Annotated in this window: 9 protein-coding genes; 2 read left to right on the top strand and 7 right to left on the bottom strand. The window is 69.8% G+C overall.

Translation table 11 applies throughout. The annotated features are described in order from the left end of the window. Nucleotides 1-355 precede the first annotated feature (355 nt). The 4 genes from Q4F73_RS08420 to eccCa form a co-directional block, all read right to left on the bottom strand. Nucleotides 356-643 carry a WXG100 family type VII secretion target gene (locus tag Q4F73_RS08420; RefSeq protein WP_303358907.1) on the bottom strand — a complete coding sequence of 96 codons (288 nt, stop codon included), beginning with the start codon at nucleotides 641-643 and terminating at the stop codon, nucleotides 356-358. A gap of 19 nt (nucleotides 644-662) precedes the next feature. After that, nucleotides 663-980 (bottom strand): WXG100 family type VII secretion target, encoded by a 318-nt coding sequence (locus tag Q4F73_RS08415; RefSeq protein WP_303358906.1) that lies wholly within the window; start codon nucleotides 978-980, stop codon nucleotides 663-665. Between the two features lie 134 nt (nucleotides 981-1,114). Further along, the gene (locus Q4F73_RS08410) at nucleotides 1,115-2,077 is read right to left on the bottom strand and encodes a type VII secretion-associated protein (RefSeq protein ID WP_303358905.1); all 963 of its coding nucleotides are present in this window, start codon (nucleotides 2,075-2,077) and stop codon (nucleotides 1,115-1,117) included. Further along, a complete protein-coding gene (gene eccCa, locus Q4F73_RS08405) occupies nucleotides 2,074-5,679 on the bottom strand; it encodes a type VII secretion protein EccCa (RefSeq protein ID WP_303358904.1) in 3,606 nt (1,201 codons plus the stop codon). The genes Q4F73_RS08410 and eccCa overlap by 4 nt, the downstream gene beginning before the upstream one ends. 190 nt (nucleotides 5,680-5,869) lie before the next feature. Between eccCa and eccD the strand changes: the two genes are divergently transcribed. Both eccD and Q4F73_RS08395 read left to right on the top strand, forming a co-directional pair. Next, a complete protein-coding gene (gene eccD, locus Q4F73_RS08400) occupies nucleotides 5,870-7,198 on the top strand; it encodes a type VII secretion integral membrane protein EccD (RefSeq protein WP_303358903.1) in 1,329 nt (442 codons plus the stop codon). Further along, nucleotides 7,195-8,274, top strand: a complete 1,080-nt coding sequence (locus Q4F73_RS08395) for a S8 family serine peptidase (protein ID WP_303358902.1) — start codon at nucleotides 7,195-7,197, stop codon at nucleotides 8,272-8,274. The genes eccD and Q4F73_RS08395 overlap by 4 nt, the downstream gene beginning before the upstream one ends. On the opposite strand, the gene Q4F73_RS08390 is transcribed toward Q4F73_RS08395, so the two are convergent. The 3 genes from Q4F73_RS08390 to truA all read right to left on the bottom strand — a co-directional run bounded on the left by Q4F73_RS08390 (nucleotide 8,237) and on the right by truA (nucleotide 10,900). Next, a complete protein-coding gene (locus Q4F73_RS08390; RefSeq protein WP_303358901.1) occupies nucleotides 8,237-8,665 on the bottom strand; it encodes a TIGR02611 family protein in 429 nt (142 codons plus the stop codon). The two genes, Q4F73_RS08395 and Q4F73_RS08390, sit on opposite strands and share 38 nt — an antisense overlap. A 46-nt stretch (nucleotides 8,666-8,711) precedes the next feature. Further along, entirely contained in the window at nucleotides 8,712-9,935 is a 1,224-nt protein-coding gene (gene eccB, locus Q4F73_RS08385) for a type VII secretion protein EccB (protein WP_303358900.1), read from the bottom strand. A 116-nt stretch (nucleotides 9,936-10,051) separates the two neighbouring features. Further along, complete coding sequence (truA, locus tag Q4F73_RS08380; RefSeq protein WP_303358899.1) at nucleotides 10,052-10,900, bottom strand: tRNA pseudouridine(38-40) synthase TruA; 849 nt, start codon at nucleotides 10,898-10,900, stop codon at nucleotides 10,052-10,054. Nucleotides 10,901-11,196: the final 296 nt, after the last annotated feature.

Raw genomic sequence — 11,196 nt, 5'->3', positions numbered from 1 at the left:
ACCGCTCTTCGGGTGGTAAGTAGACACTAATGACTCCTTGAAAGTCTGTCTGGGGGCTGCCGGCCATGGTCATGCTGGTGGGTGCATAGCTGGAACACGGCGGCCGGTGGAGACCCGCGCTCAGCGCACACAACTTGAACAGTCTAAGGGGATAGGGTGGCGGGAACCAAACCACGCTTCAATACGGTGTCTGAATCGCAGACATCGCCCGCACTGTGCGCAGTTGCGCACGATGCGGGCGATGTCTGCTGACTCTGTGACCGCCTGCCCGGGCGATCACACGTGCAGCGCCGGACCAGGTCTGCGTCTGTCCCCTTGTGCTGTGAGGAACGTGCCCGGCGCCACGGATGCAGGCTCAGCCCCAGCTGGCGGCGGCCATCCTGTTCACGTCCGACATGCGCTCATTACCCTGGCTGACCGTGCGCGAGATGGTGGCGAGGATGGTGTTGAGCTCTGCTGCTGAGCGGTCCCACTTGGCCTGCGCCTCGGCATATGCGGCTGCGGAATCTCCCTCCCACGTCGCCACCATGGGCTGAAGCTGAGACTTGAGATCGTCGAGCAGCGCGGTGATGCGGCCGGAGGTGGCGTTGATGTCGCCGGCGGCGGCCTCGATCGCGCCGAACTGGTACTTGATTGCGTCCATTGTAGTGTTTCCCCTTGTCTTAGAGAGCCAGGCCCTGGCCGCCGACGTTGCTGAAGGCCTGCGCGTTGTCGGCCTCCATCGACTCGAAGGAGCGGGCGTTGTGGCGGATGTTGTCGGAGATGCTGCTCAGTGCCTCACGCAGTTCACCTGCGGAGGCATGCCAGCGCTGCATGAGTGAGTCGAAGGAGACCTGCGCGCTGCCGGTCCAGCTGGAGCGCACGCCGTCGACGACGCCCTGGAGGCGGGTCAGTTCGCTCTGTACTTCGTTGTTGGTGGTGTCGACGTGGCCGGCGGTTGCCAGCATCACATCGGCTTCGGTCCTGAACATCTGGGTCATGTTCTTTCCCCTCCCGAGTTAGGTGATTTCCCGACGGGCCATCATCCGGCCCGTCCACCATTGTTGGACTCCGAAAACCGGCCAAAGGTTCCCTGTTCCCCCGAACTATTTTCCTCCGACCACACATTCCCAGGTCAACGCGGGTTCAGCGAGTCGAGAACCATGCGGCACGCCGCCTCCTGCGGCACCGTCGGTGAGTGTCGGGTGTGGCAGCCGACGGACATCTGGTACCCGCCTTCGATCCAGGTGTGCCAGGTGACCTCGGAGCCGTCGCCGGGGGTCTCACGGTAGCGAACTGCCTCAAGACCGCGTCCCGCACGCTCCGGGCCCAGGAGATGGAGGGTGTCGTCGTTGTCGATCATGGCGTGGACCTGCGCCACCACCGCCTCCGCGGGCACGGAGTAGACGGGATCGGCGGCGACGTGGATCCGCAGGGTCGGATCGTCCCCGGCCGCAAACAACAGTCCATCGCGCTGTTCCAGTTGAAATCCGGTCGGCGCCTCGAAGCGCAGCCGCTCGTGTTCGAGGATGCTGCGGGGCTCCGGGGTCGCGCTTATCGACGCCGCCGTCGGCGCCACCGATTCCGTGGTGGTCCCCTCCGGCGAAGGCGAGGGAGTGGCGGCGACCGATTCCGACGGCGCCGGGGCGGGCGGGGCAGCTGTGCCACCCACCACCCACCAGCTCAACCCGAGGATGGCGACGACGACCACTCCCACCACGAGATGGAAGGGCTGGATACTGGAGGGCAGACGATGCCGACCGGCCGCGCCCGTGGGGCGGGTGATGGTCACCTCCTCCGGGGGTGGGATCTCCGTTTCCTGCAGTACCTCGGAAGGGTAGGCGGCGACACCCTTGTTGAGGAGCGAGCGGGTGAGGACCTCGGTGGTGGGCGCATCGGCATCGACGATGATCTCGACGTCCGGCCAGTGCCGGCTGCACAGTTCCTTCGCCTGGTCGATGACGGCGGCCAGGGCCCACCCGTCGATGATGCCGGTACCAGGCAGGTCATAGCGGTAGACCGTGTCGGGCCCCTCAAAAATGGTGGCGGTGTCGAGGACGGTGATGTTCAGGGTGGTCGGGACGGCAGGGGCACTCATGACTCCTCCTGGGTTTCGGCGATCTGACAGACACCGATGGTCTCGCCGCGGACCTGCCAGGTCCCCCGGCCCGGGGGTTGGGCGATGGGGCGGATTCCGAAGACGGCGCCTTCGTCGCGGTCGGCGTCGAGAAGCAGCACCGCGGGGGTCTGGTCGCGGATGGCGGAGAGGAACGGGGAGAACAGGGCGCGCCCGATGCCGCCGGACTTTCGGGCGAGGACAAGATGCAGACCGATGTCGCGGGAATGGGGCAGCAGCTCGATGAGACGGGCGAGCTCATGGTCGGCGACCAGATCGACATCGTCGACGACCAGGTAGATGTCCGGCCCCTCCCACCAGTCACGGGCGGCGAGCTGCGCCGGTGTGATGTCGGGCCCCGGCAGACGGGCGCTGAGGGTGGCGAGGACGTCACGCAGGGCAGCGGTGGTCGAGGTGGTGGTCGCGGAGTAGGCGGCGAGCATCTGGGGATCGATGCGCCCCAGGTGGGCGCGCCGGTGATCGATGAGCACCAGCCGCGCAGCCTGTCTGCCGAACGCGCAGATTCCCGCCATGACCGTCGCCAGCGTGGTGGATTTTCCGGAGCCCTGCCCGCCGATGACCAGCAGGTGCGGGCTGGTCACCGGGTCCCAGCTCACGGTGGTCAGGCGGGGGCCGCCGACCGCGAGGGGAACCCCCGGCGCGGGATCCAGTTCCGCCAGGTGCACCCGCGGAGGCAGCACGCGCAGGCGCGGCACGGGATCCTCACCACCGGTGGAGACGATGTGCGCGATGTCCTGGTTCGAGCTCAGTGCCAGCAGCATCGGGCGGCCCTCCGGATCGAGGCCGCGGCCGGGGAGTCCGGGAAGCTTCTGCTGCGCCTTGCGGTCGATGAGGGAATCCATCGCCTCCCCGAGTTTCAGTTCGATCCGGTGGGCGATGAGGTCCCGTACCGCCGGGCGCAGCACCGTCCACCGCGGGGCGGAGACGATGAGGTGGACGCGGTGGGAGGGGCCGTCGGCGGCCAGGGCGGTGAGAGGTTCGATGAGGTCCTCGAAGTCCGCGGCCACCGTGTGCCATCCGTCGACGACGAGGAAGGTGTGGCGGTCCTCGGGGTGGTCGATGAAACCGGAGACTTCGTCGACGATTCGACGCACCCGCTCCGGATCCGAGCGCCCGGCAACACCGGCGACATGGGGCAGACGTCCCAGTGTGGCCAGCTGATCGCCACCGAGGTCGAGGACATAGAAGCGGAGCAGCGCGGTCGAGTGGGTGGCCGCCAGCGAGGCGACGATGGTGCGCAGTGCCGTGGACTTGCCGGACTGCGGGCCGCCGCACACCGCGGCATGGCCTCCGGACGTCGCGAGGTCGACAACGAGCGGGTCCTGCCGCTGGTGGTAGGGCATGTCGACGATGCCGACCACGGCCTTGAGCAGGCCGATGTCCTCGGCGACCCCGGCCAACTCCACCACTGCGGGCAGAGGATCCAGCCACACGCGATGGGCGCGTTGCCCGCGGGCCTGCGCGGTGGCGCGGGCACGGTCGACGACGGCGTCGAGAAGCGTGGTGGATTCGTCGACCACCCGTGGGGCCTCCACCTCCGCGAACTGTTCCCACCCGGTGAACAGCGCGACCCTGCCCGAACCATCCGGCAGGGCCGTGACGTCGCGACGCTCCAGCGGACCGGAGACGTAGGCGGCCTGGAAGCGGGTGAGGTCGGCGTCATGGCGCAGAAAGCCGGCACCCGGCCGGGCCGGGAGGTGGTGGGCGTCGGGAACACCGAGGACCTGGCGTGATTCCGCGGCGGAGAAGGTCTTCAACCCGATGCGGTAGGACAGGTGTGAATCCAGCCCGCGCAACCGGCCTTCCTCCAGGCGTTGGCTGGCCAGCAGCAGATGCACGTGGAGGGAACGCCCCAGCCGCCCGACAGCGACGAAGAGGTCCGCGAAATCCGGATGGGCCGCGAGCAGCTCGGAGAACTCGTCGACGACGATGACCAGCGCCGGCAGTGGAGGCAGGTCCCTCCCGCCGAGACGAGCCGTCGTGTACTCGGTGACGTTGGCGAAGTTCCCGGCCTCGCGCAGCACCTCCTGGCGGCGGTTGAGTTCGCCGGAGATGGCGTCGAACATGCGCTCCACCAGCACCGCCTCATCCGCGAGGTTGGTGATCACCGCCGAGGTGTGCGGCAAGCGCTCGCACCCCAGGAACGTGGCGCCACCCTTGAAGTCGACGAGGACGAGGTTGAGCTCATCCGGACTGTGGGTGGCGGCGAGGGAGACCACGAGTGTGCGCAGCAGTTCCGATTTGCCGGATCCGGTGGCGCCGATGCACAACCCGTGCGGGCCCATGCCGCCGTGGGCGGATTCCTTGAGGTCGAGACGAACGGGCACCCCCTGTTCCGTGGTCCCGATGGGCACCACCAGTCGCTGGCGGCTGAGCTCGCGGCCGGGCCACATCGTCTCCGGGGTCAGCGCCTCGATGTCGGCGACACCGATGAGCGACATGAGGTCCCGCCCACCCTCTGCAGCGGCGCCGGCGGGACGGCGGAAACGGGTCAGGGAGCGGGCCAGGAGCAGGGCCTCGTCCTCCCGGAGTCCATCGGCTACCCCGAGATCCTCCACACCGGCCGCCGTGTGCGCCCGGAGAATCCCGTCCCGATCGGCGCTGAGGGCCAGTCCCTCCTGCTCGGCGCGCATGCCCAGGGCAGTCGTGGCGCGGGAACCGACATCGATGATCGTGGTCCACGTGGGGTCGTCGATGTAGGGCTCGGTGCCGGTGGTCGTGGTGTGGTCGACGATGAGGATGCGGTGGCGGGCCTGCTCCGGATGGTGGGAATGCGGCAGCCACTTGAGCCAGTCCCACCCCTGGCCGACCGTCTCCACCGAGACGGTCTCCGGTCCGTGCGCGAACACCAGCTGAGCGACCAGGGCGCGGGCCAGATCCCCCGCCCGTGGCCCCGCGAGCCCCAGGTAGCGAAAGGCCTGCAGCTGCACGGCGACCGGCATCCCGGGGCAGGTTCCCACCGCCTGCACCGTCCGCCGCAGGCTCACGGCGCACACCGGATCGAGGTCCTCGGCGGCCCCGGAGTCCGGAACCTGGACCGGTGTGCACAAGGTGGTGTCCCCCAGGCCGATACGCACCTCGAGGGTGTCGGCGTCCTCGGGTCCGCGCTCCCACAGGCGGCGGCTGTCGAGGTAGCTCCACAACTCACCCGGTTCCGGATGGCGGTGGAACTCGTGCGCCCGTTGCCGCTCGGCGTTACGCAGAGCCTTGTCCCGGAGTGCCCCGAGGTGACGCAGATAGGCCCGGCGCGTCTCATCGGCATCCTCGCCCTGCTGGGGTGAGAACACCATCAACAGTGACATTCCCATCATGAGCGGGAACAGCAGCATCATCGGATTGGCGCCGGAACCGCCGAGCATGAGCAGCGCGACCATGGCCACCATCGCCGCCACCATGACCACCGGCATGAGGATCCGCAGCAGCGGCACCGGGCCCGGTCGCTGTGCCGCCGGGACCGGTTCGGCGTTGAGGCTCCCCTGCGGCAACGGCGGCGCGGGTTCGCGTTCCGGCGGTGAAAGCGGTTCAATCTCCCGGCTGAGTACGCCGGTCACAGGCAACGACATCACTGTCCCCCTCGGCAGTCATCGGTCGCCGGTCACCCCAACCGGCGTCGTTGAGGCTCATGCTAGGACAATCGTCGCGATCCTGCCGGGTGTGGCCTCCCGAGTGGACAGCACCGGCTGCCGGGGTGACAATGCGCAGTGATGCGGGCGCAGGGGTGTGCCCGCCGCATCCACAGGGGGAGAATCCGCGGTGTCTGTCGACCATGTCCTGCGTCTGACCATGAGATTTCAGATCGGCTCGTACCACCAGGAGGCGGACGTGGCCGTGCCCGCCGGCTCCAGTCTGGGGGAGGTGATCCCGGAGATCGTGGCGCTGGTCGAGGCACCCCGGATCTCCCGGCCCTGGTTGGCCACGACCGCGGGTGGTTCGCCCCTGGATCTGGCGGTGCCCCTGCACCAGACGCCCCTCGATCACGGGTCGGTGGTGGTGCTCACTCCGCGGCACGCCGGTTCCCTGCCGGTGATCCGGGATTCCGCCGAGGCCCTGGCGGAATCCGCCGCCGATGCCGCCACTCACGGACTCCCGGTGGCGGGGGCGGTGACCGGCACCGCTGTGTTCCTCATCCTCGCGGTCGTCCACCTCCCCTGGTCGCAGGCACTGGCGGCGGCAGCCCTGGCGCCGCTGGCGGTACTCATCGCCTGCCGCCACCGGCGCGCGCTGGCACCCTGTGTCCTCGTGTTGTCCGGGGCAGCAGCAGCGGCCCTGGTCCTCGAGTCCGCCCGCCCCGGGGAGATGACCGCACCGGCCACGACGGGGGCGGCATCCCTGGCCGCGGCAGGCGCCACCGGGGCAACGCTGGTGCTGCTGCTGGCGATCGGGGGCATCGGCGCGCGCACCACTGCCGCCACCGCCGCAGTCCTCGGCGTGGGATCCCTCGGAGCGCTCGGCTTCCTCCTGCCGGCACACGCCGCTCACCCTCCGGTGGCCGCCGCCGCGCTCCTGGTCGCCGGGGGCGTGGTCTTCATGAGTCTGCTGCCCGGTCTGGCCACCCGCGCCGCCGGGTTGCAGGTCCCCCGCCTGCCCACCGCCGGCCAGGAGATGGCGGTGGCGGATGAACCCCCGGGTGATGTGACCGGGCAGGCCCGCCGGGCCCGGCGGCTGCATGAGGGGGCGGCCCTGGGCGCGGCGTCGCTGCTTGCTCCGGCTCTGCTCTACCTCGGTTCCCAGGGCGGGGCATTCACGCAGGCGCTGTGTACGGCTGTCGCCGGTGCGGTGCTGCTGCATGCACTGCGGCACCGGCAGCCGGTTGCGGCATGGGCGTGGATGACGGTGGGCCTTTCCGCGTGCGTCGGCATCGCCTGGGCGGCCGCTGATCCCGGTCACCCGCTGCAATGGGCATTGGCGGCGGCGGTCGGTGCAGCCACCCTGTCCGCACCCCTGTGGGCGGACCGGGTCCCCCGCCTGGAGCCGACGGCCGTGGTGTGGTGGGAGCGCGCGGAATCACTGTCGCTGGCCGCCACGCTGCCGCTCGCCGCCCATCTGGCCGGCATGTTCGTGCTCATCCGGGGGTTGGGATGAGGTGGGCCACCCTGCTGCTCGTCATGGTCCTCGCCTGGCCGACCCCGGTCCACGCGCAGGACATCGCCTGCGTGCAACCGCTGGAAGTCCCGCCCCCGGAACGCGGGGAGAATCCCCATCACCGTCTGGCCCGCGGCGAGGGGGTGCGCGTGGCCGTCATCGATACCGGGGTTGCCCCGCACCCCGAGCTCGGCACGGTGGAGCCCGTCGCTGACCTGGTCAGCCCCTGGGCCGCGGATCCGCTACTCGACTGCGACGGACACGGCACGGCCGTCGCCGGGGTCATCCACGACATCGCGCCCGGCGCACAGATCCTCAGCATCCGCCAGTCCAGCGCCCACTACCGGGACTCCCCGGGAGGCACCCTGGAGACGCTGACCCAGGCCATCCACCTGGCGCTCGACGCCGGTGCCCGGGTGATCAACATCTCCGTCGTCTCCTGTCTCGATCCCGCCGTGCTTCTCGACGCCGCGCCCCTCCACGACGCCCTTCACCGCGCGGAGGAGGAAGGGGTCGTGGTCATCGCCGCGGCGGGTAATACCGGCGGTTCCTGCCAGCCCGGGATGACCGTGTACCCGGCCGCGGAGGACACGGTGCTCTCCGTGGCCGCGGTCCACCCGGGTGATCCCCACGCGCTGGCGGACTACACCCTGGCCCCCGGGGAGGTGAGCGCACCCGGGCTGCTCCCCGTGGGACTGTCCCCGCGCGGACACGGCTTCGCCACCGGCACCCGCCATCCGCAGGGGCAGGAGTCCCGGTTCGAGGGCACGAGTTTTGCTGCCCCGGTGGTCTCCGGGGTGGCGGCGCTGCTCATCGAACGCCATCCGGCCGCCTCCGCCGCCGACATCCGGCACCACCTCCGGCAGGCCGCGGAGCCCGGTCACGGGGTCATCGATCCACTCACCGTCACCACACACCTCCCCGGAGATTTTGCGGTGGCGGGGCGGGAGGTGGGCGTCGATAAGCACCTTGCACCGACGACACTGACCGGGCGACGGGCCCAGACGGTGCTCCTCGGCGCGGCCGTACTGACCCTGATTATCGGGACAGCCCGAGCTGGGCGGCGTAGGGGGTGAGGAAGTCGAGGGTGCCGGCCTTCCACATGCCGTACCCGATGCCGAGAAACACCACCCAGATGACGACGATGAGCAGGACGATCAGCATGATCCGCACCGACTGCCGCTGGCGGTGGAACCAGGCGAAGAAGCGGTCGTAGAGGTGCACTCCCCGCACCAGCAGATTCTTCGCCCACCGTTGTTCGAGGGAGAGAATGCCCACGCCGAGGAAGGTGGTCAGCCACCCCTGCCCGGGCAGGGGAATGGTGACGAGCCCGATGATGAGCACGGTCCACCCGAGTGTCAGCGTCAGGGGCCGCACCAGGAACCCGTACGTGCCCTCCTTGGCGCGGGCGTGGGTGTCTTCGATGCGCTCGATACGCTCCGACACCATCTCTCTCATCGAGGGCATATTCATTCAACGTGGCATGTAGCGCGGGAGTTCCCGCCGCACCCCCTCAGTAACTGGCCCGCAGGGCCGTCTCCCGGTCGAGTGGCGGACCGGCGGGCAGCAGGCGGAGCACCGACCACGGGGCGCTCACCGGTTCCCCGGCACCGAGTGCGGCCAGATCAGCGCGGTCACCCACCGTGTGCCGCAGGCCGGTGGCATCAACGATGTGGAACCCGTGACCGGTGTCCACCGCCAGGGCACGGCGGGTGTCGCTGCGGAATTCATCCGCCACGCCCTCCCCGGACAGCGTCACCGGCCGCACGGTGGAGGTGAGGGTGCTCACGCGGCCCTCGGTGGCGCAGACCGTGACCTCCTCCGGATCGACAAACAGCGGGGCCACGGCTGGTAACCGCAGATCAAAGGCAGCATCCGGATGTTCCGCGAGGACCTGGCGGTCGACCTCCCGGCGGGTGACCCCGGCGTCCGCCAGCACCTCCGCCTGGACCCCGGTCAGTGGTGCCACGCCATCGGGCAGCACCGCCCACAGCCCGGCGCCGGTGTCGAGGATCTCGGCGGGGAGTTCAGGCAGGGTGACGGGATCGCGTTCGTCCACCGCCCCGAGTACCTCCACCGGTGGCCGCCAGCGCGGGGTGTCGGCACCGATGCCCAGGGCCCGGCGCACCATGCGCCCCTCCGGTAAGGAGGGCGCGGGCAACTGGTGGCGCCCCTCCACGGTCAGCAGCCACTCCGCTCCGGCACCTTCGGCCAGCACCCCACGATGTCCCCCGAGCGGATTGGTGTGCCCGCCCACTGCCACCGTGGTCGTCTCCTGCCCGAAGCATGCGGCCCACTCCTGATCGGAGTGCTCCTCGGCTGCCAGCACCACGGGGGCGGGATGCACTCCGAGCGGCACCCCACGGTCGGCCTCCGCCAGCAGGGAGTCGCCGATCCGGGCGGGGGCGGCGGGCTCACCCGTGATGAGCCGGGCGGAGGCGAGGTTGGTGACGGGGTGGACGCGGTCCTCGATTCGCACGAACAACGCCCCGTCCGCGGTCTGCAGGATCGGGGCATCGCCGGGGTGCGCCGCCGGGCGCAGCCAGGCCAGCAGGCCCGCCCCCAGCGAGATCAGCACCACGGCCACCAGCCCGAACAGCAGCGCCCGCGAGCGGGTGGCCAGCGGATCGTGGATCATGCGGATGTCCCCGAAGACCAGGCCGTGTTCGAGTCGGCGCCGCAGAAAACGGTGCCCGGACACCTGCGCGCGTGTTGTCGGCAGCACGGTGGAACCCATGCCATCTCCCCCTTGATGACAGCGTACGTTGACGGCGTCAGACTACGACTGCAGACGGGGGTTGACAACCGCAGGCGCGTGCCGCGGAGAATTCCGGGGGTGGCGGGCCGGCAAGCTCACAGGCTCCGACGGTCGCGGGTAATCGCGGTGCGTGCCGAAAGTTCCGCGTCCACCGGGTAGTCCACGCCGCTCAGGCTCAGTCCCTTCGCCGGGGCCAGGGGGATGAGGGAGGAGCGTTGAGTTTCGGTGAGTAGCGTCGCGGGCAACGATGCTTCTCGACGCCCCTCCCCCACCGCCAGGCATGTCCCCACCAGGGAGCGCACCATGTTCCAGCAGAAGGCATCCGCGGTGACCCGGGCCTCATAGGTGTTCATCTCCCACGGAGTGGACACGTCGTGCCAGGTGAACGACTGCAGATCCCGGATGGTGGTGGCGTGTTCCCGGGGTTTGCAGAAGGCTGCGAAGTCGTGGAGTCCGATGAGGATGTCCGCCGCCGCCTGCATGTCGTCCAGGTCGACCGGTTTGAGCCAGTGCGCGGTATCCCGCGCGCGGGTGGGCAGCGGGCCGCGGGAATGCGTGGTCAGGCGGTAGACGTAGTGCCTGCGCAGGGCCGAGAAGCGGGCGTCGAAACCCGGTGGCGCCGCGGCAACGGCGTGGACCCGGACGTCCTCCGGGAGCAGTCGGGCGAGGCGACGGACCAGGCGTGCCGGATCGCCGTCGATGGTGCGTTGCTCCAGGCTCGACGCCGGCACATCGAGGTGGGCGACCTGGAGGTGGGCGTGAACGCCGGCGTCGGTACGCCCTGCGACGGTGAGGGAGGCCTCCGTCCGCAGGATCAGCGACAGGGCATCCTCGAGGACTGCCTGGACGGTCCGCAGACCCTCCTGCTTCTGGCGGGCCCACCCGTGGAAATCGGTGCCGTCATAGGCCAGGTCAATGCGCAGGCGGAGGAGATCATCGCTCATGATCTCCCCAGACTACAACGCCGCTGTCGCGTGCCGACGCGGAGGACGCGGGCGTCGATAAGCGAAAAAAATCCGCCCCACTCCCGGTGACGGGAATGGGGCGGATGACAAAGAGAGGGTTACTTCTCCTCGGCCTTGGCCTCAGCCTCGGCCTCAGCGACGGAACCGTCCTGGGTCGGAGCCTCGGCGGCCACGTCGCCCTCAGCCGGCTCAGCCGGATCGGCGGCGGTCTCGTCGGCGTTGACCTCGACGTTCTCGTCGTTGGTCTCCTCGGCAACCTCGGTGGTCTCCTCGGC

Origin of the sequence: Corynebacterium sp., from assembly GCF_030535495.1 — a bacterium.
GTDB lineage: Bacteria > Actinomycetota > Actinomycetes > Mycobacteriales > Mycobacteriaceae > Corynebacterium.
Note: the sequence above shows the minus strand (reverse complement) of the source record. Positions and strands in the feature narration are given on the sequence as shown.

Excerpts from the sequence above, each read along its gene's own strand:
- Q4F73_RS08410 (WP_303358905.1), bottom strand. The coding sequence starts at position 2,077 with ATGAGTGCCCCTGCCGTCCCGACCACCCTGAACATCACCGTCCTCGAC.
- Q4F73_RS08395 (WP_303358902.1), top strand. The coding sequence starts at position 7,195 with ATGAGGTGGGCCACCCTGCTGCTCGTCATGGTCCTCGCCTGGCCGACC.
- Q4F73_RS08390 (WP_303358901.1), bottom strand. The coding sequence starts at position 8,665 with ATGCCCTCGATGAGAGAGATGGTGTCGGAGCGTATCGAGCGCATCGAA.
- Q4F73_RS08415 (WP_303358906.1), bottom strand. The coding sequence starts at position 980 with ATGACCCAGATGTTCAGGACCGAAGCCGATGTGATGCTGGCAACCGCC.
- eccB (WP_303358900.1), bottom strand. The coding sequence starts at position 9,935 with ATGGGTTCCACCGTGCTGCCGACAACACGCGCGCAGGTGTCCGGGCAC.
- truA (WP_303358899.1), bottom strand. The coding sequence starts at position 10,900 with ATGAGCGATGATCTCCTCCGCCTGCGCATTGACCTGGCCTATGACGGC.
- Q4F73_RS08420 (WP_303358907.1), bottom strand. The coding sequence starts at position 643 with ATGGACGCAATCAAGTACCAGTTCGGCGCGATCGAGGCCGCCGCCGGC.
- eccCa (WP_303358904.1), bottom strand. The coding sequence starts at position 5,679 with ATGTCGTTGCCTGTGACCGGCGTACTCAGCCGGGAGATTGAACCGCTT.